This is a genomic window from Methylorubrum thiocyanatum (assembly GCA_014138645.1).
GTDB lineage: Bacteria > Pseudomonadota > Alphaproteobacteria > Rhizobiales > Beijerinckiaceae > Methylobacterium > Methylobacterium thiocyanatum.
On record JACJIB010000003.1, the window covers coordinates 241,331 to 263,168 of the forward strand.

The 21,838-nt window shown below is 71.3% G+C and carries 22 protein-coding genes; 10 read left to right on the forward strand and 12 right to left on the reverse strand.

Going from position 1 to position 21,838, the window contains the following annotated elements:
* The first annotated feature begins 3 nt into the window (after nucleotides 1-3).
* Nucleotides 4-1,254, forward strand: coding sequence for a molybdopterin molybdotransferase MoeA (locus HNR51_RS08585; RefSeq protein ID WP_182554675.1), 1,251 nt, complete (start codon nucleotides 4-6; stop codon nucleotides 1,252-1,254).
* A 34-nt stretch (nucleotides 1,255-1,288) separates the two neighbouring features.
* Here the strand turns inward: HNR51_RS08585 and HNR51_RS08590 are convergent, their stop codons facing one another.
* On the reverse strand, nucleotides 1,289-2,350 hold the full coding sequence (locus HNR51_RS08590; RefSeq protein ID WP_182554676.1) for a substrate-binding domain-containing protein: 1,062 nt from the start codon (nucleotides 2,348-2,350) through the stop codon (nucleotides 1,289-1,291).
* Nucleotides 2,351-2,438: 88 nt separating this feature from the next.
* On the opposite strand from HNR51_RS08590, the gene HNR51_RS08595 reads away from it, so the two are divergent.
* The 3 genes from HNR51_RS08595 to HNR51_RS08605 are packed head-to-tail and all read left to right on the forward strand — an operon-like array spanning nucleotide 2,439 to nucleotide 4,647.
* On the forward strand, nucleotides 2,439-3,134 hold the full coding sequence (locus HNR51_RS08595; RefSeq protein WP_152277352.1) for an ABC transporter permease: 696 nt from the start codon (nucleotides 2,439-2,441) through the stop codon (nucleotides 3,132-3,134).
* The gene (locus tag HNR51_RS08600) at nucleotides 3,131-3,847 is read left to right on the forward strand and encodes an ABC transporter ATP-binding protein (RefSeq protein WP_182554677.1); all 717 of its coding nucleotides are present in this window, start codon (nucleotides 3,131-3,133) and stop codon (nucleotides 3,845-3,847) included. Before HNR51_RS08595 ends, HNR51_RS08600 begins: the two co-directional genes overlap by 4 nt.
* On the forward strand, nucleotides 3,820-4,647 hold the full coding sequence (locus tag HNR51_RS08605; RefSeq protein WP_182554678.1) for an ABC transporter substrate-binding protein: 828 nt from the start codon (nucleotides 3,820-3,822) through the stop codon (nucleotides 4,645-4,647). The genes HNR51_RS08600 and HNR51_RS08605 overlap by 28 nt, the downstream gene beginning before the upstream one ends.
* Before the next feature lie 74 nt (nucleotides 4,648-4,721).
* Here the strand turns inward: HNR51_RS08605 and HNR51_RS08610 are convergent, their stop codons facing one another.
* From HNR51_RS08610 to HNR51_RS08620, 3 genes are all read right to left on the reverse strand, one after another.
* Nucleotides 4,722-4,964 carry a hypothetical protein gene (locus HNR51_RS08610; protein ID WP_012454845.1) on the reverse strand — a complete coding sequence of 81 codons (243 nt, stop codon included), beginning with the start codon at nucleotides 4,962-4,964 and terminating at the stop codon, nucleotides 4,722-4,724.
* Nucleotides 4,965-5,011: 47 nt separating this feature from the next.
* Complete coding sequence (locus HNR51_RS08615) at nucleotides 5,012-5,656, reverse strand: PRC-barrel domain-containing protein (RefSeq protein WP_182554679.1); 645 nt, start codon at nucleotides 5,654-5,656, stop codon at nucleotides 5,012-5,014.
* Between the two features lie 67 nt (nucleotides 5,657-5,723).
* Nucleotides 5,724-7,400 carry a glucan biosynthesis protein G gene (locus tag HNR51_RS08620; RefSeq protein WP_182554680.1) on the reverse strand — a complete coding sequence of 559 codons (1,677 nt, stop codon included), beginning with the start codon at nucleotides 7,398-7,400 and terminating at the stop codon, nucleotides 5,724-5,726.
* Nucleotides 7,401-7,434: 34 nt separating this feature from the next.
* Between HNR51_RS08620 and mdoH the strand changes: the two genes are divergently transcribed.
* Entirely contained in the window at nucleotides 7,435-9,366 is a 1,932-nt protein-coding gene (gene mdoH, locus HNR51_RS08625) for a glucans biosynthesis glucosyltransferase MdoH (RefSeq protein ID WP_182554681.1), read from the forward strand.
* A 24-nt stretch (nucleotides 9,367-9,390) separates the two neighbouring features.
* On the opposite strand, the gene HNR51_RS08630 is transcribed toward mdoH, so the two are convergent.
* Together HNR51_RS08630 and HNR51_RS08635 are read right to left on the reverse strand one after the other, a co-directional pair.
* Nucleotides 9,391-9,849: a hypothetical protein gene (locus HNR51_RS08630; RefSeq protein WP_041371464.1), complete on the reverse strand. Its 459-nt coding sequence runs from the start codon at nucleotides 9,847-9,849 to the stop codon at nucleotides 9,391-9,393.
* 91 nt (nucleotides 9,850-9,940) lie between these two features.
* A complete protein-coding gene (locus HNR51_RS08635) occupies nucleotides 9,941-11,194 on the reverse strand; it encodes a trans-sulfuration enzyme family protein (RefSeq protein ID WP_182554682.1) in 1,254 nt (417 codons plus the stop codon).
* A 96-nt stretch (nucleotides 11,195-11,290) separates the two neighbouring features.
* Here HNR51_RS08635 and HNR51_RS08640 point away from each other — a divergent pair, with 96 nt between their 5' ends.
* Nucleotides 11,291-11,806 carry a TspO/MBR family protein gene (locus HNR51_RS08640; protein WP_012454851.1) on the forward strand — a complete coding sequence of 172 codons (516 nt, stop codon included), beginning with the start codon at nucleotides 11,291-11,293 and terminating at the stop codon, nucleotides 11,804-11,806.
* A gap of 82 nt (nucleotides 11,807-11,888) precedes the next feature.
* Here HNR51_RS08640 and HNR51_RS08645 read toward each other — a convergent pair whose 3' ends face one another.
* The 5 genes from HNR51_RS08645 to HNR51_RS08665 all read right to left on the reverse strand — a co-directional run bounded on the left by HNR51_RS08645 (nucleotide 11,889) and on the right by HNR51_RS08665 (nucleotide 17,015).
* A complete protein-coding gene (locus HNR51_RS08645; RefSeq protein ID WP_182554683.1) occupies nucleotides 11,889-13,286 on the reverse strand; it encodes an FAD-binding oxidoreductase in 1,398 nt (465 codons plus the stop codon).
* Nucleotides 13,287-13,303: 17 nt separating this feature from the next.
* Complete coding sequence (serA, locus tag HNR51_RS08650; protein WP_182554684.1) at nucleotides 13,304-14,554, reverse strand: phosphoglycerate dehydrogenase; 1,251 nt, start codon at nucleotides 14,552-14,554, stop codon at nucleotides 13,304-13,306.
* 277 nt (nucleotides 14,555-14,831) lie between these two features.
* Nucleotides 14,832-15,197 (reverse strand): response regulator, encoded by a 366-nt coding sequence (locus HNR51_RS08655; protein WP_012454854.1) that lies wholly within the window; start codon nucleotides 15,195-15,197, stop codon nucleotides 14,832-14,834.
* A 163-nt stretch (nucleotides 15,198-15,360) separates the two neighbouring features.
* The gene (gene hpt, locus HNR51_RS08660) at nucleotides 15,361-15,930 is read right to left on the reverse strand and encodes a hypoxanthine phosphoribosyltransferase (RefSeq protein WP_012454855.1); all 570 of its coding nucleotides are present in this window, start codon (nucleotides 15,928-15,930) and stop codon (nucleotides 15,361-15,363) included.
* 353 nt (nucleotides 15,931-16,283) lie between these two features.
* The gene (locus HNR51_RS08665) at nucleotides 16,284-17,015 is read right to left on the reverse strand and encodes a zinc-ribbon domain-containing protein (protein WP_182554685.1); all 732 of its coding nucleotides are present in this window, start codon (nucleotides 17,013-17,015) and stop codon (nucleotides 16,284-16,286) included.
* 168 nt (nucleotides 17,016-17,183) lie between these two features.
* On the opposite strand from HNR51_RS08665, the gene ftsE reads away from it, so the two are divergent.
* From ftsE to HNR51_RS08680, 3 genes are all read left to right on the forward strand, one after another.
* Nucleotides 17,184-17,885: a cell division ATP-binding protein FtsE gene (ftsE, locus tag HNR51_RS08670; RefSeq protein ID WP_182554686.1), complete on the forward strand. Its 702-nt coding sequence runs from the start codon at nucleotides 17,184-17,186 to the stop codon at nucleotides 17,883-17,885.
* On the forward strand, nucleotides 17,882-18,853 hold the full coding sequence (locus tag HNR51_RS08675; protein ID WP_182554687.1) for a cell division protein FtsX: 972 nt from the start codon (nucleotides 17,882-17,884) through the stop codon (nucleotides 18,851-18,853). Before ftsE ends, HNR51_RS08675 begins: the two co-directional genes overlap by 4 nt.
* 246 nt (nucleotides 18,854-19,099) lie before the next feature.
* The gene (locus HNR51_RS08680) at nucleotides 19,100-19,804 is read left to right on the forward strand and encodes a YdcF family protein (protein WP_182554688.1); all 705 of its coding nucleotides are present in this window, start codon (nucleotides 19,100-19,102) and stop codon (nucleotides 19,802-19,804) included.
* A 103-nt stretch (nucleotides 19,805-19,907) separates the two neighbouring features.
* On the opposite strand, the gene HNR51_RS08685 is transcribed toward HNR51_RS08680, so the two are convergent.
* On the reverse strand, nucleotides 19,908-20,282 hold the full coding sequence (locus HNR51_RS08685) for a response regulator (RefSeq protein ID WP_141951782.1): 375 nt from the start codon (nucleotides 20,280-20,282) through the stop codon (nucleotides 19,908-19,910).
* A gap of 291 nt (nucleotides 20,283-20,573) precedes the next feature.
* On the opposite strand from HNR51_RS08685, the gene proB reads away from it, so the two are divergent.
* A complete protein-coding gene (proB, locus tag HNR51_RS08690) occupies nucleotides 20,574-21,707 on the forward strand; it encodes a glutamate 5-kinase (protein WP_182554689.1) in 1,134 nt (377 codons plus the stop codon).
* Nucleotides 21,708-21,838 lie beyond the last annotated feature (131 nt).

The window sequence follows — 21,838 nt, forward strand, 5'->3', positions numbered from 1 at the left end:
GCCATGGCACAGCTCACGGACGATTGCTTCGCCTTCGGGACGAAGCCGATGCGGATCGAGGAGGCGGTGGCGCTCATCGCCGAACGCTTCCCCGTAATCGCCGGCACCGAGACAGTGCCGCTCGGCCTCGCCGACGGCCGGATCGCCGCCGAGGACGTCTTCGCGGGGCACGACCTGCCGCCCTTCGCCAATGCGGCGGTCGACGGCTACGCGGTGCGCTTCGCCGACCTGAACCCGGAGACGGAGAGCGTGCTGCCGGTGGGCGGCCGACTCCCGGCGGGGGCGGCCGCCGGGGCCATCCCCGCGGGCACGGCGATCCGCATCTTCACCGGCGCACCGATGCCGCCGGGCGCCGACACCGTGTTCATGCAGGAGGATGTCCGCCGCGAGGGCGATCGCGTCGTCCTGCCGACGGGGCTGAAGCCCGGGGCCAACGCGCGGCCGGCCGGCGAAGATCTGGAGAAGGGCAGCCTCGCGATTCCCGCTGGGCAGCGCCTGCGCCCCCAGGATCTGGCCCTGGCCGCCGCCACCGGCCATGCGCGGATCGCGGTGCGCCGCCGCCTGCGGGTCGCGCTGTTCTCCACCGGCGACGAGCTGATCGAACCCGGCGCCGCCCTGCGACCCGGCGCGATCCACGATTCGAACCGGGTGCTGCTCGCGACCCTGCTGACCCGGCTCGGGGTCACCGTGGACGATCTCGGCATCCTGCGTGACGACCCCGCCACGCTGCCGGCCCACCTCGCCGAGGCCGCGCGCGACCACGACCTGATTCTCACCTCCGGCGGCGTCTCGACCGGCGAGGAGGACCACGTGAAGGCCGCCGTCGAGGCCCTGGGGGCGCTGATGCTGTGGCGCCTCGCGATCAAGCCGGGCCGCCCGGTGGCGGCGGGCCTCGTCGCCGGTACGCCCTTCGTCGGCCTGCCGGGCAATCCGGTGGCGGTCTACGTGACGCTGCTCTTCGTGGTGCGCCCGCTCCTGGCGCGGCTCGGCGGCGCGCGGCACGAGCCGCCGCTCGCTTGGCCGGTGCGGGCGGGGTTCGGCTACCGCAAGAAGGCGGGCCGGCGCGAATTCGTTCGCGTCAGCCTCGTCCGCGGTGAGGACGGCACGGTGGAGGCCCGAAAGTTCCCCCGCGACGGGGCGGGCGTGCTGACCTCGCTCAGCGAGAGCGACGGCCTCGTGGAACTGCCCGACGACGCCATCGGCATCGCGCCGGGCGACACCCTGGCCTACTACCCGCACAGCCTGCTGTGGTGAGGCAGGGCCGAGCCTCTGCTCGCCCCGAGACCGATCACGAGGCGGCGGCGTGCTCCCGCGTCTCCGGCGGCGCATAGCCGGGCATCCGTCCGGCCCGGTCGAGGAGATCGGCGCGGAACGCGTCGAGCCTCTTACCGTCGACGCCCGCGCGAAGGGCCAGGAAATAGGTCTCCCAGCCGACGGGACGGTAATCGAGCGCGAAACGCTCGGCCACCGCGCGGGTGCCCATGCCGATATCGGCCGCGCCGGTGGCGATCAGGGCCGCCACCGCCTGATGGGTGAACTCTTCGGTATGGTGTCCGTCGATCATCTCCGGCGCCACGCCGGCCTCGGCGCAGAGGCGCTCGAACCAGATCCGGGTGCCGGCGCCGCGCTGGCGGTTGACGAACCGCGCCCGCCGCGCGGCGATGTCCGCCACGCTCGTCAGGCCGAGCGGGTTCCCCGCGGCCAGCATCAGACCCTGCTCCCGGCGAAACAGCGGGACGACCCGGATGTCGGGATCGCGAAACAGCGCATCGAAAGGCGGCGGCGGCGCGCCGTCGGACCCGTAATGGAAGCCCGCCGCATCGACGGATCCGCCGCGCAGCCGCGCCAGGGCGTCCAGGCTGCCCGCCACCATCAGGTCGATCTCGCGGCGGGCCTCCACCGTCTCCAGCATCAATGGATCGTGGCTCGCGGCGAGGCGGAGCCGGGCATCGGCCGGTTCGAGAAGCCGCCGCAGCCCGTCGGTGAGCGCCATCTCCTCCGCCGCGAGCGCCGCGGCCAGACGCGTTTGCGAGGCCTGCAGCAGGGCCAGCAGCGCGTTGCCGAAGGGCGTCAGGCTGGTGCCGTGCCCCTTGGTCTTCACCACGACCGGACGGCCGAGCGCCTGCTCCAGGGCTTCGAGCTGTCCCCAGGCCGAGCGGTAGGAGATCGCCAGCGCCTCCGCCGTTCCCTGGAGCGATCCCGTCCGGCCGAGAGCGTCGAGGAGCAGGTGGGCGCCGCGCAAGGCGAAGGCAGACGCCCCATCGCAGCGGCCTTCGACGTGAAGGCGCACACCGTACGGCTCCCGCTCCGCTCCGACCGGAGACGCGGCGGGCAGGGCCTCGACAGGCATATGCAAGGCCTTTCCTATTGATTTGACGCCTCGTGGCGTATCATCCCGGCCTGCCCCACGCATCCCCCATTCCTTTATTCCAACCGCCTTGAGCCAGACCCTTCAGGAGACGCTCTTCCGCCTGTCGACGCTCGACCGGGATGTCCTGTCGATCGCGTGGCTGTCCCTGCGTGTCAGCCTGACTGCCGTCGGGATCGGCCTGCTTCTCGGCATTCCGCTCGGGAGCTTGATCGCGGTGGCGCGATTTCCGGGTCGGGGGGCGGTCGTCGGCCTGCTCAACGCCTTCATGGGCCTGCCGCCGGTCATCGTCGGGCTCGTGCTCTACCTGCTGCTCTCGCGCTCAGGGCCGCTCGGCGCCCTCGGCCTGCTGTTCACCCCCGCTGCCATGGTGGCGGCGCAGGCCCTGCTCGCCACGCCGCTGGTCGCAGCCTTGACCCGGCAGGTCATCGCCGACGCCGAGGCGCATCTGGGCGAGCAACTCCGGTCGCTGCGCCTCTCGGCACCGCGTCGGGCCGGCGTGCTGATCTACGACGCGCGCTTCTCGCTCTTCACCGCCGCGCTCGCCGCCTTCGGCCGGGCGATCTCGGAGATCGGTGCGGTGCTCGTCGTCGGCGGCAACATCGACGGGCATACCCGCACCATGACCACGGCGATCTCCCTGGAGACGCAGAAGGGCGATCTCAGCCTCGCCCTGGCGCTCGGCGCCGTGCTGATGGCCCTCGTGCTCGCCGTGAACGCCGCCGCGGCGATCCTGCGCAGCCATGCGGCGAAGGCCTACGGATGAGCGAGCCCCCCGCCATCCATTTGCAAAACGTCAGCCTGACGCGCGATGGGCGGACGATCCTCGACCGTCTCGATCTCGACGTCGCCGCGCCCGGCATCACCGCGGTGATCGGCCCGAACGGGGCCGGCAAGAGCGTGACGCTGCGCGTGATCGACGGCCTGATCCGGCCGGACGCGGGCACGGTCCGCCTGTCTCCGGGCCGCCGGGCCTTCGTGTTCCAGCGTCCGGCCCTGGTGCGGGCGAGTGCCCGCGCCAACGTCGCCCTCGGCCTCGTTTCCCTGAAGCTGTCGCGCCGTGAGCGCCTTGAGCGCATCGACGCCGCGCTCGCCCGGGTCGGCCTCCTCGAGCGGGCGGGCGATGCCGCGACCCGGTTCTCGGGCGGCGAGCAGCAGCGCCTCGCGTTTGCCCGGGCCTGGGCGATGCGGCCCGACCTCCTGCTCCTCGACGAGCCGACCGCGAGCCTCGATCCGGCCGCGACCGAGACCATCGAGGGCCTGATCACCGAGATGGCCGGGGCCGGCACCGCCGTGCTCCTCGTCTCGCACAATCTCGGGCAGGTCGCCCGGCTCGCCGACGAGACCGTGGTGCTCGCCGCCGGCCGCGCCGTGGAGCGGGGCCCGACTCGATCCCTCCTCTTTTCACCCCGCACCGTCGAGGCGCGGGCCTATCTGACCGGAGAACTGCCTTGGACCTCCTTCGCCGCGGCTTCCTGACCCTCTCGCTCCTCGCTGCGCTCGGCGCCGCCACGCCGCTCTCGGCCGAGCCGGCCTCGATCGTGGTCGCGTCCACGACCTCGACCGAGCAATCGGGCCTGTTCAAGCACATCCTGCCGCTGTTCAAGCAGAAGACCGGTATCGAGGTGAAGGTGGTGGCGCTCGGCACCGGTCAGGCCCTCGACGCGGCGCGCCGGGGGGACGCCGACGTGGTGCTCGTCCACGACCGTCCGGCCGAGGACAAGTTTGTCGCGGAGGGCTTCGCCAAGGCGCGGCAGGACGTGATGTACAACGACTTCGTGCTGATCGGCCCGAAGGACGATCCGGCCGGCATCCGCGGCAAGGGCGTCGAGGAGGCCTTCCGGAAGATCGCGGCGGCCAAGGCACCCTTCGTCTCGCGGGGCGACCGCTCCGGCACTCACAGCGCCGAGCTGCGGAGCTGGAAGGAGGCGGGCATCGATCTTGGCGCGGTTCGCGGCGACTGGTACCGCGACGTCGGCCAGGGCATGGGCCCGGCACTGAACACCGCCTCGTCCCTCGGCGCCTACATCCTGGCCGACCGCGGCACCTGGCTCTCGTTCAAGAATCGGGGCGATCTGACCATCCTCGTCGAGGGCGATCCGCGCCTGTTCAACCCCTACGGCGTGATGCTGGTGAACCCGGACAAGCACCCCAGCGTGAAGGTGAAGGAAGGGCAGGCCTTCATCGACTGGCTGGTCTCGCCCGAGGGGCAGAAGGCGATCGCCGACTACACGATCAACGGCGAGCAACTGTTCTTCCCGAGCGCGAAGAAGAGCTGAGGATCGCCGCCCCTGGGCCGTCCTAACGGCCGTCACGGTGCGCGAAGGGGGGCGGCTGCGCCTGAAAAGGGGTCCTACCGCCGCGGCGGCGGGCCGGACTGACGTCGGCGGGCGAACATCCACAGGGCCAGAACCGCGAGCGCGATCAGCACGGTGATCCAGACCCAGTTGAAATCCGTCGCTGCGGCGGTGGCCGCGCCGGAGCTTGAACCCGCCGGGCCCGTCTCGGGGATCGGCGGGGCGTCCTTGTTCGCCTGGGCGAGCGCCCCGTGGAGACCGGCGAGCCAGAGTGCGGGGGCGAGGGCGGCGTGTCTCATGCTACGCGAACTCCAAAAAATCGGGCCGCCCGGATCGGGGACCGTTATCAGTCGGCCTTTTCGAAGCGGAAGGCCGGCGCGTCGTTGAGCTGCGCCTTGGTCAGGCGCACCTCGGCGTGGATCAGGTCGTGGCCCGCGAGCACCGTCGCAGGGGTGGAAGCGGGCCGCTTCGCCTCGACGGAGCCGGTCGCGTCGGTCACGCGGCCGCTATGCTGGTTCTGCACGGCGCCGAGCGTCTCGGGCGAGGTCTGGGAGCCCGGCATCGTCTCCGGACCGGCCTGATCGGCGGCCTTCTGGCTGGGCGCGTTCTCGGGTGTCACCACCGATGTGACGCCCCCGGTGAGCGGGACATCACCGAAGTTCCAGGCGAGTTGGTCGAACGGCACGGCGACGTATTTCTCGCCGACGCCGAGGAAGCCGCCGACGCCGATCACCACAGCCTGGATCCGGCCGGTGCCGTCCACGAGCACGTCCTCGATCTTGCCGACACGGACATGGTCCGCACCGACCACGCCGACGCCGATCACCTTCGAGCCGCGCATCGTGCCGGCCTCGGGCTGCTCGATGAAGCGCGGCGCGGACTGGCTGCCCGACGCGGCGGCCTCGGCGCGCACCGTAACGGGGGCGCAGGCGAGCATGAGCGCGAGGGCAGGAAGGACGGATCTCGGGACGCTGGACAGGCTGGGACGCATCCCTGACTCCGGGTTCGGGCGTGATGATGCCCGGTTAACGGCCCGAAGCCCGCCCAGTTCACCCGCATCAGGCGACGGCGTCCCACGTCTCGGTGATGACCCGCCCGGCATGGGAGAGGCGGGCGCGCAGCACCACGTCGCCCGCCGGCCGGGACTCGGGCGGCCGGAACTCGGCGTAGAGGCGCCAGCCTCCTGTCTGCGGCACCCGCTCGGCATAGGGCTCGACCAGGGCGCCGGCGGTGGCCGAGAGTGCCACGTCGATGGCCGCCTTCGGATCCTCGGGCAGGCCCGGCCCCTCAAAGTCGATGGCGTAGAGGCGACGCTGCGGCGAAGGCGGGTTGGTCGGGCGCAGACGCTCGGCGGAACCGACGCGGGTCGAGACCACGCGGGCGAGCGGCGGCGCGATCGCTGGCACCGGCTCGGGACCGACCGTGGCGAGGGCATAGGCGAGCCGCAGGGACTTGCCGGCCGCGACGGGCGCCTCCGGCACGAAGGCGGCGACGATGTTGTCGGTCGCCTCGGTGCGCGAGGGGATCTCGAAGAGGCGCACCGCGCCCGCACCGAAACCCTCCGTCGGCGTCACCCACAGCCCCGGCCGATCCTCGTGGCGGGCCTGAACGTCGAGATAGGCGGCAAAGCGCCGCTCCCGCTGCATCAGCCCGAAGCCTTCGAGCGGGGCGGCACGGAACGACGAGATCTGCGGCGCGGCCCGGCCGTTGACGAGGGGCCGCCACAGACGGTCGCCGGGCGTCTGCACGAGGAGCCCGTCGGAATCGTGCACTTGCGGGCGAAAATCGTCGAACGGCTCGGCGCCGCGGATCGCCGGCCCGTTCTCGCCGAACAGGAACATGCTGGTGAGCGGCGCGAGCCCGAGCGCGGCGACGGGGCGCCGGGGAAACAAGGCCGTCTCGACCGCGACGCGCGACGGATCGCCCGGCGTGACGGCGAAGCGGTAGGCCCCCGCGAGGCTCGGCCCGTCGAGGAGGGCGAGGATGGTGATCGCGCCCGCATCCCCGTCCGGCACATCGATCCAGAAGGTGGTGAAATCGGGAAATTCCTCGCCCTGCGGCAGCCCGGTATTCACCGCGACGCCGCGGGCCGAGAGGCCGTAGGTCTGTCCCCGGCCGCGGATGCGGAAGTACGAGGCGCCGAGGAAGACCAGGAATTCTTCGTGGTTGCCCGGCTGGTCGCCATCGAAGCCGTGGGCGATGCGGAAGCCCGCATAGCCGAGCGAGGCCGGGTAGCGCCGGCCCTGCAGCGCCGGCCCGAGGTCGAACAAGGCCGGGTCGTAGCCGAAGGGGCGCACGCCGTCGCGCGATTGCAGGAAAATCTCGACGCGCTTGGCGTGCAGGTTGCCGCGGTGGAAGGGCTGCAGCGAGAACCGGGGGCCGAGCGGCACCGTCGCCTCAGGCCGGAAGCGGATCGCCTGAAAGGCGTCGTAGTCGAGCGTCGCCAGTTCCGGCGGCAGGTCGGCGGGCTGCGGGCGGTAATCCGCCGCGGCAAGCCGCTCGGCACGCTCCGCCACGGCCTCGAAGGTGACGGGACGAGCTTTCGGGGCCGCTCGGGGCTGGGCGTTTTCCAACGGTTGAGCCATCGTTCTGGCGGCATTCAGGTCGAGAAGGGCAGAAACACCCAAGCCGGCCGAACCGGCAAGCGCACCACGAACAGCGCCACGGACCAGGGCGCGCCGCGAAACGCCGATCGCCACGGGCGCCTCAGGGTCCGCGTCCATCGGTCCTGCCATCCGTTCATCCCTCCCGCGAGTGTCGACGCCGATCATGTCCAGCCCAGACTTGCCGCAGGCGGACCGCGCCGTCGAGCCGGGGGCCGGGGGTGAAACCCGCCCGAGGGGCGCGGGCCCCGCGCCGCGCCCGGCCTCGTTCCGGCTGCGCCGGCTCGCGCTTGCCGCTCCGACGCTCCTCACCGCCGCCGCGATCGCGGCCCTGGCGCTCGCCGCCTACGGTCTGCCGGAGACGTGGCTCGGGCGCACGGTGTTCGGGCTCTTCGCCGTTCTGATGGCGTGGCAGAGCTTCACCGCGTGGCAGTACCTCTACGGCCTGATCGCCGCGCTGATGGGCGAGCGCGCCCTTTCGCCGCTGGAGCGGAGGGCCGCCACGATCTCGACCCGCCCGACGGGCCTGAGCCGGACGGCGGCGGTGGTGGCGATCCATGCCGAGGATCCGATCGCGGTGTTCTCGGCGATCCGGGTGATGGCCCGCTCGCTTCAGCGCGAGGGCGGCGACGGCTCGGACATCGACATCTTCGTTCTCTCCGACACCCGGGAGGGGGCGATCAGCGCGGTCGAGGAGCACGAATTCGCCCGCATCCAGGCCTGGGCCCGGCGGGAGGGCCGCGGCCTGCCGCGCATCCGCTACCGGCGCCGGACCGAGAACAGCGGCCGCAAGGCCGGCAACATCGCAGAGTTCTGCCGCAGCTACGGGCACGAATACGACTTCATGATCGTGCTCGACGCCGACAGCCTGATGACCGGCGCCGCCATGCGCCGCCTCGCCCGGCTGATGGAGGAGAACCCGCGCACCGGCCTGATCCAGACGGTCTCCTACGCCGCCGGCCGCGACACGCTCTTCGCCCGCATCCAGCAATTCGCCGTGCGCCTCTACGCGCCGCTGTCCTTGCGCTGCCTGGAGACGTGGCAAGGGCCGGACGGCTCCTACTGGGGCCACAACGCGATCCTGCGGATCGAGGCCTTCGCCCACAATGCCGAACTGCCGGTGCTCTCGGGCAAGCCGCCGCTCGGAGGCGAGATCCTCTGCCACGACATCGTCGAGGGCGCGCTGCTGCGCCGGGCCGGCTGGGATGTGCGCCTGCTGCCGGAGATGGGCGGCACCTGGGAGGAGATGCCGACCAACCTCATCGATCTGCTCGGGCGCGAGCGGCGCTGGTGCCAGGGCAACCTCCAGCACATCCGCGTGCTGCCCTGGAAGGGCCTGCCGGGCGCGAGCCGCTGGCATCTCGGCGTCGGCATCCTCGGCTACTGCGTCTACCCGCTCTGGATCGCCTTCCTGGCGCTCGGCACGTGGCAGGCCCTCCGCTCCGGCGAACTCGGCCTGATCGGCTACGGCATCGACGGCGGAAGCCCCGCCGCCTGGGCGCTCGCCGCGCTCGTGGTCGCGATCATGGCGCTGCCGAAGCTCCTTAGCCTCGGCTACGTCCTCACCTCGCCCCGACGCCGGGCGGATTTCGGCGGCACCCGCTCGCTCCTCGTCAGCGCGGCGCTCGAACAGGCGATCTGGGTGCTGCTCTGGCCGGTGATGGCGTTGTTTGCCGCCGGCGCCGTGGTAACGACCCTGTTCGGCCGGGTGGTGCGCTGGGACGCGCAATCCCGCGACGATCGCAGCGTCCCGTGGGGCGAGGCCTTCCGCCTGCAGAGCGACGCGGTGGCCGCGGGCGGCGCGCTGGCGGTGCTGCTCGCCTTCGGCAGCCCCTGGCTCGCGCTGTGGATGGCCCCGATCGCCTTCGCCCTACTGACGAGCCCGGTTCAGAGCGTGCTCACCAGCAGCACCCGCCTCGGCCTCGGCTCGAAGGCGCGCGGCCTGTTCCTGACCGAGGACGACACCCGCCCCGCGCCGGAACTGCTCGAACTGCACCACGGCCGGACGGCTGGTGCCGAGCCCGCCGCGATCGTCGGCGCGCCTTCGCCCTGGCTGTCCGTCGCCATCGACGAGGCAGGGGCGCCGACCTTGCGCTGAGCCGCGTCCCGCCGGATCGCCCCGCTACTTGCCGTCCAGGACTTCGATCGGGTTGGTGCGCTGGGTCGGAGCGGGCTCACGGGTGAGGCTGCTCCCGGTCTTCCTGCCGCCGCTGCCGGCCGCGCCGCCGACATCGGACGTGGCGGGCTGGTCGGAGGACGGCTGCGTCGGCACCGTGCCGCTGGCGAGTTCCAGGCAAGTCAGCAGCTCGACATAGGACGGGAAACCGCCGGCCTCGAACTGCTGCGTGCACTGCGATTTGGCGGCGGCCGGGAACTGGCCCCAGCGCTTCTTGAGATCCGACTCCGCGCCGCGCTCGGAGTTGAGGCAGGCATCCTTGCTGGCATTGTCGCTGAGGGTCTTCTGCACCCGCTCCGCCGACCTGCAGGTCGCCTCGACGTCGAGTTTGGGCGGTCCATCGGCGGCCCGGACCGCGCCGGTGGACAGACACAGCGCGAGCAGGAGGAGCGTGCGGTTGAGCATGGCGGTTCGCGTGGCGGGTTCGAGATTAGTCGTCCCGACAACGCGCGGCATCCGCAACCGCCCACGCCCTTTCCACAAAAATCCGAAAGGGTCAGGCACTCGGCCGGTCATTCGCCCCGTGCGCGCCCGTCAAAGCCGCGTCGAGATCGCGGAACAGGTCATCCGGATCCTCGATCCCGGTGGAGAGGCGCAGCAGGTCGGGCGGGCACGGGGTGCCCGGTCCCTCCACCGAGGCGCGGTGCTCGATCAGGCTCTCCACGCCGCCGAGCGAGGTCGCCCGCTTCCAAAGCGCCACGCGGGCGGCGGTCTCGATTGCCGCCGCCTCGCCGCCCGCCGCGCGGATCGAAAGCATGTAGCCGAAGCCACCCTCCATCTGGCGCGCGGCCACCGCGTGGCCCGGATGGTCGGGCAGGCCCGGATAGAGCACCGCGCTCACCAGCGGATGCTGCGACAGGCGTTGGGCCAGGCGCAGCGCGCCGGCACTCTGGGCGGCGGCCCGCAGCGGCAGCGTGCGCAGGCCCCGCATCAGCAGATAGGCCTCGAACGGCCCGAGGATCGCGCCCCAGCCGCCGCGGATCACGGTCAGTCGCTCCCAGAATGCATCCCGGCGCGCGCCGGCCAGGACGCCGGCCACCACGTCGGAATGGCCGTTCAGGATCTTGGTGGCCGAGTGCATCACGATGTCGGCCCCGAGCGTCAGCGGCCGGGTGAGGATCGGGCTCGCGGCGGTGGAATCCACCGCGACCCGCGCTCCGGCGGCGCGGGCGATCTCGGCGATGTGGGCGATGTCGGTGACCGTGCAGAGCGGGTTGCCCGGCGTCTCGATCCAGACCAGCCGGGTCTTGCCGGGCTGGATCGCGGCGCGCACCGCCTCCGGATCCTCCATCGCGACGAAATCGACGGCGAGGTCGAGGCGCGGCGCCTCCTGTCGCAGCCAGCGGCGCAGGCCCCAATACATGACCTGAGGCGCGATCACGTGGTCGCCGCGCTCCAGGGCGCAGAAGACCGCCGCCGCCGCCGCCATGCCGGACCCGAACAGCAGAGCGCCGGCCTCCGCCCGTTCGAGGGCCGCGATCACGTCCTCCGCCTCCCGCGTCGTCGCGTTGTCGGGCCGGGCATAGGAGAAGCCGGAGCGGTAGGCGTTGTCGGGATCGCGCAGATAGGTGGTCGAGAGATGGAGCGGCGGCACCACCGCCCGGGTCACCGGCTCGATCCGGCCGAGCGCCTGCGCGGCGAGCGTGCGCGGGCTCCAGTGTTCGGGCGAGAGCTGGGGCGAACGTTCGGGCGAGCCCCCCTGCGGCGCGGCTGCATCGGAATCGCCGTGAGGCGCGTTGGACCGGCTCATGGGTTTCCTCGCTCGAGATCCGTTCGGAACCGGACTTGAGCGAATCCGCCGAACCGGGCAAGGCGGGCAGACGAGCGACGGAGCTTAGCGCAGCGCATGAGCGCCCTGGACATCCCCGAACGGCCGGCCCTTCCGCCCATTCCGCGGCTCGCCGCCGCGATCCTTCCGGTCGCGCTGGTGACGGCGGTGGGCACGCTCTCCACCGGCTCCAACATCGAGGAGTGGTACACGACGATCCGCAAGCCGGCCTTCAACCCGCCGAACTGGGTGTTTCCGCTGGCCTGGACGCTGCTCTACACGCTGATCGCGATCTCGCTCTGGCGCCTGCTCGGCGCCCGCCCGGTGCCGGGTCCGGCGCGGAAGGCGTGGTGGCTGGCGCTCGCGGCCTTTGCCGCCCAGCTCGTCCTCAACGCCGCCTGGACGCCGGTCTTCTTCGCCGCCCACCAACTCGGCCTCGCGCTGATCGTCGCGCTGGCGATGCTGATCATGATCCTGTGGACGATCCGCCTGTCCTGGCGCTTCGACCGCGCCGCGGCGTGGCTGCTCGTGCCCTACGCCGCCTGGGTCGCCTTCGCCTGCCTGCTCAACGGCACGATCTGGCAGATGAACTGAGGCTCGGGACGGCCCCTGTCCATCTTCGGAAGACGCGAAACGTCTCTTCGAACGGGGCCGGAGATCCGTCCTTGGAACGGGATCAGCCCCGCAGAACCTTGCCTGGATTGAGCAGGCCGTCAGGATCGAGCGCGCGCTTCAGACGAGAGGCCAGAGCCATTTCCTCGGGCCGGCGGCGGCGCACCAGCTCGTCGACCCGGTACTGGCCGATGCCGTGCTCGGCGGAGATGCTGCCCGCGAAGCGATCGACGACGTCGTGCACGAGGCGGTTGATGGCGGCGCCGTCATGCTCGGGCCCGACCAGGACGTTGTAGTGCAGGTTTCCGTCGCCCATGTGCCCGAACACGTTCGCGACGGTGCCGGGCGCATCCTCGGCGAGCGCCCGGTCGGCGGCCTCAAGGAAGGCGGGGATCGCCGGAATCGGCACGGAAACGTCGTGCTTGACCGACTTGCCCTGATGCGCCTCGCATTCGGTGATGCGCTCGCGCAGGGACCAGAGGCCGGCGGACTGCGCCTGCGATTCGGCGAGCACGCCGTCCACGGCATCGCCGCGCTCCAAGGCCTCGCCGAGGGTACCCTCGACCGCGTCGCGCAGGCCCGACAGGCTCGATCCCGCCTCGAGCAGGACGCACCAGGGGGAGGGGGGCAGCGGGCGCGACAGGCCGGCATGGCGCTCCAGGAGATCGAAGGAGCAGCGCGAGATCAGCTCGAAGGCCTGGATCGTGTCGCCGAGGCCGTCCTGCGCGGCGGACAGGATGCGCAGAGCCGCCTCCGGGTCGGGCACCGCCAGCAGGGCGGTCTCGGTGTAGCGCGGCCGCGGCACGAGGCGCAGCACCGCCGCCGTGACGATGCCGAGCGTGCCCTCACTGCCGATGAAGAGCTGCTTCCAGTCGTAGCCGGCATTGTCCTTGCGCAGCGAGCGCAGGCCGTCGACGATGCTGCCGTCGGCGAGCACGACCTCGAGACCGAGCACGAGGCTGCGGGTCATGCCGTAACGCAGCACGTTGATGCCGCCCGCATTGGTGGCGATCATGCCGCCGACCATCGCCGAGCCTTCCGCGCCGTAGCTCACCGGAAACAGCCGCCCGGCGGCCTCCGCCGCGCCCTGCACCGCCTGCACCACGCAGCCGGCCTCGACCTCCATGGTGAGGCCGACCGGATCGACCGCACGCACCGCATTCATCCGTGCGAGCGAGAGGACGATCTGGCGCCCCGAGGCGTCGGGCGTGGCCCCGCCGGCGAGGCCGGTATGCCCGCCCTGCGGCACCAGGGCGATGCCGGCCTCGCGGCACAGCCCGACCACGGAGGCGACCTGCGCCGTGTTCGACGGCCGCGCAACGGCGGCGGCCCTGCCCGGAAACAGGCGTCGCCAGTCGATCCCGTAGGGGGCGCAATCGGCCTCGTCCGTCAGGAGGCCGCCCGGTCCCAGCTGGGCTTCGAGCCGGGCGAGAAGGTCGGACGGCAGGCCGGTCGCGCTCATGGCTTGCAAAGGATCCCTCAGGCGATCCGGGCCTGGATCAGGCGGGTGCGCACGGTGCCCTCGATCGCGTTGAGTTCGGCGAGGATGCTGGCGCGGTCGGCGGGGGCGGTATCGGCTTCCACCACCACGTAGCCCAACTCCCCCTCGGTCTGAAGGTACTGGGACGCGATGTTGACGTCGCGCCGGGCAAAGGCCTGGTTGATGTGGCCGAGCACGCCGGGGACGTTCCGGTGCACGTGCATGAACCGCACGCCGCCGACCCGCGGCGGGATCTGCACCTGCGGGAAATTAACCGCGCCCAGCGTCGAGCCAGTCTCGACATAGTCCACGAGTTTGCGCGCGACCTCCGAACCGATGCGGTCCTGCGCCTCCTCGGTCGAGCCGCCGATATGCGGGGTGAGGATGACGTTGGGGATGCCCTGGAGCGGCGAGACGAAGCGCTCGTCGTTGGAGCGGGGCTCGACGGGGAACACGTCGACCGCCGCCCCGCGCAGGCGGCCGGCCTTGAGGGCGGCGGCCAGGAAATCGAGATCGACCACGGTGCCGCGGCTGTTGTTGATGAGATAGGCGCCGGGCTTCATCCGGCCGATGCGCTCGGCGTTCATGAACCCTTGGGTGAGCGGGGTTTCCGGCACGTGCAGGCTCACCACGTCGCTGGCGGCGAGCAGTTCGTCGAGGCTCTCGGCGGGCTCCGTGTTGCCGTGGCGCAGCTTATCGGTGAGATCGAAGAAGATCACCCGCATGCCCATCGCCTCGGCGAGGTTCGAGAGCTGCGCGCCGATATTGCCGTAGCCGACGATGCCCAGCGTCTTGCCGCGGACCTCGTAGGAATTCTCCGCCGACTTGTCCCAGCCGCCTTCATGCGCCGAGGCGGAGCGGGGTGTGATGCGGCGCAGCAGCATCACGATCTCGCCGATCGTCAGTTCGGCGACGCTGCGGGTGTTGGAGAAGGGCGCGTTGAAGACCGGGATGCCGCGCGCCCGGGCGGCGTCGAGATCGACTTGGTTGGTGCCCACGCTGAAGCAGCCGACCGCGACGAGGGCCGGAGCGGCGTCGAGCAGGCCGGTCGTCACCTGCGTGCGCGACCGGATGCCGAGGACATGCACGTCGGCGAGCGCGCCGGCATCCGCCGAGCCGACCGCGCGCGGCAGGCGCCGCACGTCGCGGATGCCCGCCCGCGCGAGAACCTCCACCGCCGAGGGCGCGATGTTCTCGGCGAGGACGATGTTGACCTGATCCTGGAGGGTGAAGCTGTCCGTGCCCGGCATCGTTTCGCCTGCGCCTCGCGTGATTGAGCGCCCGCCATACAGCAATATTGCAGTGCGAAAAGCCGACGAGGCTCGCCTTCGGCGACACCCCGGGCGTTTCGTGACGCCACTTCCGCGAAATGCTTGGCCGGAAACGATCTTTTTCGGCACCTCACTCTCGGACGGGCCGAAGGCGTCAGGCATGATCGGGCCGATGGCGCGTGCGGAGGCGGTGCCGGTTCGGTGGCGCGGAGATCAGCGGCGTCGCGCCGTGCGCGGCGCAGCGCCCGCGACGTTCCTAAGCCGCCAGCGCCCGCGTCACCGTGGAGCGCAGATCGGCAAGCGAGAAGGGCTTCGTCAGCACGTCGGTGACGATGGCGTCGAGGCCGCGGGCGCGCTCGCGCTGGTCGGCGAAGCCGGTCATCAGCAGGATCGTCAGTTCGGGATAATCGCGCTTGGCCGCGAGCGAGAGCGCGATGCCGTCCATCAGCGGCATGCGGATGTCGGTCAGCATCAGGTCGAAGCCGCCGCCGGCCTCGGACAGGCGGTCGAGCCCGTCGCTGCCATCGATGGCCGTGACCACGGTGTGACCGTCCAGCTCCAGCCCCCGCTTGAGGAAGCCGCGAACCGTATCCTCGTCATCCACCAGCAGGATGCGCGCCATGTTCGGGAGCCCTCTCCCATTCCTTCGATGTGGATTGCTACGCCCGAGTGACCGCGCGGAAGCGTGGCCTGTCAAGCCTCATAAGCCGAAGGAGTTCCATCGACCGCCGATTTACCGCAAGTGTCGCGAGTTTATCAGGAATTTCCGGGGCGGGGTTTCCCGGTCAGGTGCCGCCGAACAGGTCCGCGTCGCTGCTGTCGTAGTCCACGAGGCCGACGAAGGGGAGCTGACGGAAGGCGTGAGCGGCGTCCATGCCGTAGCCGACGACGAACACGTCCGGGCAGGTGAACCCGACGAAATCCGCATCGATCGTCACGGCGCGCTTGCCCGGCTTCTCCAAGAGCACGGCGGTGAGCACGCGCTTCGCGCCGCGGGCCATCAGAAGGTCCTTGGCGAAGACGACGGTGCGGCCGGATTCGAGGATGTCATCGATCAGGAGCACGTCGCGCCCGCGCACCTCGCTCTGGACGTCGCGCAGGATCTCGACCTGCCCCGAGGAGACGGTGGAAGTGCGATAGCTGGAGAGATGCACGAACTCGACCTGCGGCGAGAGCCCGGCCCGGTGGAGCGCGCGCAGCAGGTCGGCGGCGAACATGAAGCTGCCCTTGAGCACCGCGACCACGAGCAGGTTCTCGGGCTTGGCCGCGACGATCTGAGCGGCCAGCTCTTCGTTGCGTTTGGCGATGGCTGCCTCGTCGAACAGGACGCGGACGCGTTTGGATGCGGTGCTCATGCGGCTCGTGATGTTGTGCTGGAGTTTTCAGCGGCGCGGGCCGCTCTCGGCCATCCCGTCACCCACCATACCATGTGCGGGCGCCTCCGCCAGCGTTGCAGGCTGACGGAGGCGGGACACCCGTTGATTCATCGCCGTAACGCATCACCCGATCGGCGATACCGCACGGCGGCCGACCGCGCGTTGATCTCAACCCGGACCTAGGCGCCGCGCCGTTCGAGCGTTCGGCCACCATCGCCGATCGGGTCGAGGCGGACCGCGCCCGCATCGTCACCACGCTCGCGGGCGGCCGTGATTTCGAGGCCTTCTATCATGGGTACCCGGCGGGCAACGGTCGATCGTGCCGGCGGACCTCACCGGCTCTCGCTTGCGCCCGTCTCCGCTTGGGCCGCATCCGAAAAGCGCACCTCGATCCGCCGCCCCTTCTCCGGCGGAGCGGACAGGCTCGCCTTGAACCGCGCTCGCTCGCCGGGTTCCAGGGCGGGGCGCGGGCCGGGCACGCTCCATCGGTAGAGCGGCTGTCCCTCGGCGTCGCGCACCTCGACTTCGATGGGCGGCACGGCGACGCGTTCGCGGGCGACGGCGACGAGATCCCCCTCCACGACGAGGCGTGCGGGGTTGCTTCCGTCGGCGGCCACCTGGAAGGCCGCGACGTCGGCGAGATCGATGCCGCGCAGGTTCACCGGCAGGCCGATGCGGGCGAACAGCCCCGCCGTCTGCGGCATCGCCCGCACGACGGTGACGCGCCCGAGAAGCGCCAGCGGCAGGGCGGCTGCGAGGACGAGGCAGGCCGCAAGGGCCGGGGACAAGCGCCGGGCCGGCCGCTTGGGCTTGCCCCGCTTGACGGGTCTGGCGGATGCCGGGCGCGGCGCGGGCTCCTCCGCCGGAGGCGGAGGCTCCGGGGGAGGCGGCGCGGCGGGCTCCTCGTCCCCCGCCATCTCGTCGAACATCGCCGCGACCACCTCGTCGGCGGAGATGAACCACGTCTCGCGGCAGGCGGCGCAGCGCACCGAGCGCCCGCCGGTCCCGACGCGCTCGGCATCGATGCGATACTCGCTGGCGCAGGCCGGGCAAACGATCAGCATAGGCAGGGAGCCGGAGTCGGTGTCAGGTCCCGGCAGCGGGTTGCCGCGCTCTCGAAAAGGACACAAACGTTGTCCCCGAGTAGGGTTAACCGGTCGTGAAGCCGGCTGCGGCACAAAGGTCGTCGTGTCGCGTGAGAAGCGTGGAGTGAGCGGGCCTTGTCGGCTGGGATGAAAACGGGCAGCCTCCTGTCCGGCGCGGAGGAGCCCGTCGTCCGGTTCGAAAGCGTCGGGATGCGCTACGGCCTCGGGCCGGAGGTGCTGTCCGACGTGAGCTTCGAGATCGCGCCGCACTCCTTCCAGTTCCTCACCGGGCCTTCGGGGGCGGGCAAGACGACGCTGCTGCGCCTGATCCTGCTCTCCGTGCGCCCGACCCGCGGCCTCGTCTCGGTGTTCGGCCGGGAGGTGAGCGGGATCTCCAACGATGCGCTCACGGGCCTGCGCCGCCGCATGGGCGTGGTGTTCCAGGATTTCCGCCTGCTCGATCACCTCACCACCTACGAGAACGTGGCGCTGCCCCTGCGGGTGCAGGAGCGGGCGGAGGTCAGCTATCGCGCCGAGGTGGTGGAGCTGCTGCGCTGGGTCGGCTTGGGCGAGCGGATGCATGTCCTGCCGCCGCTGCTGTCGGGCGGCGAGAAGCAGCGCGCGGCGATCGCCCGGGCGCTGATTGCCCGCCCGGAACTGCTGCTCGCGGACGAGCCCACGGGTAACGTCGATCCAAGCCTCGCCCGGCGTCTGCTGCGGCTGTTCATGGAGTTGAATCGGCTCGGCACCTCGGTGGTGATCGCAACCCACGACTACGGCCTGATGGATCTGGTCGAGGCGCGCCGGATGGTGCTCGCCGAAGGCCGCTTGCGGGTGGAAGGCCCATGAGCGACGTGCGCTCCCCCGCCCGCACCGCCGCGGCGAAGGCGCCGCCCGCGCCCGAGCCGTCATTGCCGGCCAACCTTCGACGCAACGCGCCCCTTGTGCCGACGGATTCGGCCGCGAGCCGGGCGCTGGCGGCGGTCATCGCCATCCTCACCTTCCTCGCCGCACTCTGCGCGGGCGCGGCGGAGATCGCCGTCTCCAGCGCCGGCCAGTGGCAGGGCAGCGTCGCGCAGGAGGTGACGGTGCAGATCCGGCCGAGCGCCGGGCGCGACATCGAGGCGGATGTGAAGCGGGCCGAGTCCCTGGCCAAGGACACCCCCGGCATCGCCGGCGCGCGCATCTTCTCGAAGGCGGAATCCGAGCGCCTGCTCGAACCCTGGCTCGGCAGCGGCCTCGACCTGTCGGACCTGCCGGTCCCACGCCTGATCGCCCTGACGCTCGCCCGCGATCGGAACCCGGACCTGCCGGCCCTTCGCGCCGCGCTGGTCGAGGCCCTGCCGGGCGTGGCGAGCCTCGACGACCACGCGCTCTGGCTCCAGCGCCTCTCGACCATGGCCAACACCTTCGCCGGCATCGGCATCGGCATCGTCCTGCTGGTGCTGTTCGCGACTGGCCTCGCCGTGGTCTTTGCCACCCGCGGCGCCATGGCCGGCAACCGCGAGGTGGTCGAGGTGCTGCACTTCGTCGGCGCCGACGACGACTACATCGCCAAGGCCTTCCAGAGCCGCTTCTTCCGCCTGGGCCTCAGGGGAGGGGCCCTGGGCGCGGGCGCCGCGCTGGTGACCTGCGCGATGGCTGGCCTCCTGGCCCGGATGTGGCGCTCGGGTCCGGCGGGCGAGGAGATCGAGGCACTGTTCGGCACCTTCCAGATCGGCTGGCAGGGTTACGCGATGATCGTGCTGATCGGCGTGATCGCCTCCCTCGTCACGGCCGCCGTATCGCGGTTCACCGTGCGGCGATTCCTCCGTTAGGGTCCGGCCAAGCGAGCCCGTTAACGTTTCGACAACCATTCGGAACCGACAGTCCCGGCATCGACACCGCCATGAGCTCCCGTTCCGTCCACCATGTTTCCGCGAGCGCCCCGCCGACAGGCGACCGGCCCGGGCCGACTCCAGGCCAGCCCCGAAACCGGTGCGCCCCGCGACGCGTCCTGCGAGGCTCTGGGATGGAGCTGGACGGATCGGGCGGCACGCCGCCCGTCGCAGCCCGCCGCGCGAATGACTGAGACGGAGGCGCGTCCGGGGCGCGGCATCCGGCTGCTTCGGGTCTTCGTCGGCCTCGCCGTCCTCGGCCTGCTCGCCCTGGCGGGCGGGTTCCTCGCCTTCGTCGCCGTGGTCGAGCAGGCGGAGCGGCCGAGCCTGGACGGCATCGACGGCATCGTCGCCATGACGGGAGGATCCCAGCGCGTGGGCGATGCCATCGATCTGCTGGCGGAGGGCCATGGCAAGCGGCTGCTGATCTCCGGCGTCAACGAGCGCACCACCCGCGACGAGATCGTGCGCCTCAACCCGTCACAGGAGCACTGGATCACCTGCTGCGTCGATCTCGATTACCGGGCGCGCAACACCATCGGCAACGCCATCGAGACCCGACGCTGGATGCGCCGCCACGGCTTCACCGCCATCGCGGTCGTGACGTCGAGCTACCACATGCCCCGCACGCTCGTGGAGCTGCGGCACGCCCTGCGGGACGGCGAGACGCTGATCCCCTATCCGGTCGTCTCCGACGGGCTCGATCTCGGCCGCTGGTGGGCGGATCCGGCGGTCACTCGGCTCCTCGGAGCGGAATATCTCAAGTTTCTCGTCGCCTGGGGACGCACCCGCTTCGAGTCGGATCCCGAGCAATCGCGCTTCGCCGTGCTGATCGGCCGGCGCGCGCCGGTGAAGGTCGTCGCCGAACGGCTGCTGCGCGAGATGCACTAACTTCCCGGTCCGAAGGCCGGGGTTCGATTCTGGGGATGAGGCTTCGCGTCCCCGCCTCGAGGACGGGCGCGCGGGCGGCACCGGCGCCGGAGGGCGGGTCGGCTCAGGCGGCGGGTAGCAGCGCGCTCATGGCCTCCAGCACGGTCTCGACCGTGACCGGCTTCTCGAACCGCGGCACGGCGGCATAGCTTCCGGGGATGGCACCCGCGTCGTAGCCGGTCACGAACAGGAACGGCACCTGCCGCTCGATCAGACGGTCGGCGACGGCGTAGGCCTGCCGCCCCCGCAGATCGATGTCGAGGATCGCGCCGTCCACGGCGAGGTTCAGATCGAGCATGGTCACGGCCGCCCGAATGGAGCCGACCGGACCGAGAACCATCGCTCCGACCCGCTGCGAGCCGCGGAGCAGCTCGTGGGCCCAGAAATAGTCGTCCTCGACGATCAGGAGGCGGCGGCCCGAGAGGGCGACGTCCGGCAACGAAAGCTCCCTGCGAACCGACGAATCCGGGACACCGATCGGCCGCGACGGAGGACGGCGAATGTCCACACCTCCCCTGCGCGCTTTTTGGCGCCTCGGTTTAACATGGGGCATATTCCATCGCACGCCACTCAATTGCGACACAAACACGCATGAGTTGTATGATTGCGCATTCGGCGAAGGACTCGTCGGTGCGCCATGCGCGCCGGAGATCTGGCCAAGAGGGGGCGGTTCATGCACAGGAACCGGCTTCACATCCGAAACCGCTGCGTTACCCGTAACGACTGTCGCATGACCGTGGTCCGCCCTCCCGCTCTCGAAGATTTCCGCCGCGTCGTCGTCAAGGTGGGGTCGGCCCTCCTGGTCGATCGCGCTCGGGGCCGCCTGCGCCACGCCTGGCTCGCCGCGCTGGCCGAGGACATCGCCGACCTGCACGGCCGGGGCGTCGATGTGGTGGTCGTCTCCTCCGGTGCCATCGCCCTCGGGCGCACGGTGCTGGGCCTGCCGCCCGGGACGCTTCGCCTGGAAGAGAGCCAAGCCTCGGCCGCGGTCGGCCAGATCGCGCTCGCCCGGTACTGGACCGAGGCGCTCGGGCACCACGACATCGTCGCCGGACAGGTGTTGGTGACGCCGAAGGACACCGAGGAGCGCCGCCGCTACCTCAACGCCCGCGCGACCGTGCAGAAGCTCCTCGAAGTGCGCGCGGTGCCGGTCGTGAACGAGAACGACACCGTGGCGACCGCCGAGATCCGCTACGGCGACAACGACCGTCTGGCGGCGCGCGTCGCGACCATGATCGGCGCCGACGTGCTGGTGCTGTTCTCCGACATCGACGGCCTCTACACCGCACCGCCCCACAGCGACCCGCAGGCACGCCATCTGCCGGTGGTGGAGCGGGTGACGCCGGAGATCGAGGCGATGGCCGGCGGCCCCGCCTCGGAGCTGTCCCGCGGCGGCATGCGCACCAAGGTCGAGGCGGCCAAGATCGCTGCCATCGGCGGCACGCACATGGTCATCGCCGACGGCCGCGGGAAGAATCCGCTGCGGGTCGTTCGCGAGGGCGGCCGCTGCACGTGGTTCCTGTCGGGCTCGACGCCCACCGCCGCGCGCAAGACCTGGATCGCGGGATCGCTGGACGCGTCCGGCACCCTCATCGTCGATGCCGGCGCCGCCCGCGCACTTGAGGGCGGCGCGAGCCTGCTGCCGGTGGGCGTCACCGCCATCGAGGGCAGCTTCGCCAAGGGCGACACCGTGCTCATCCGAGGGCCCGAGGGACGCATCCTGGGCCGCGGCCTCGTCGCCTATGACAGCGCGGATGCCGCCGCCATCATCGGCCGCTCCAGCCGCGAGATCGCCGCCGCCTCGGTCCAGGCCGGACGCACGGAGATGATCCACCGCGACGACCTCGCGATGATCGGTACCTGACGCGGGCGATCAGGGCCGGGCAAACCGTCATCGGCGCTTGTTCAACCCCAGGGCGATGTGCAAAGGGGCGCGGGAGGGTGCATATGCATTCCAGAGCTCATTCGCGCCATCCGACCGGCGCCAGACGGGAA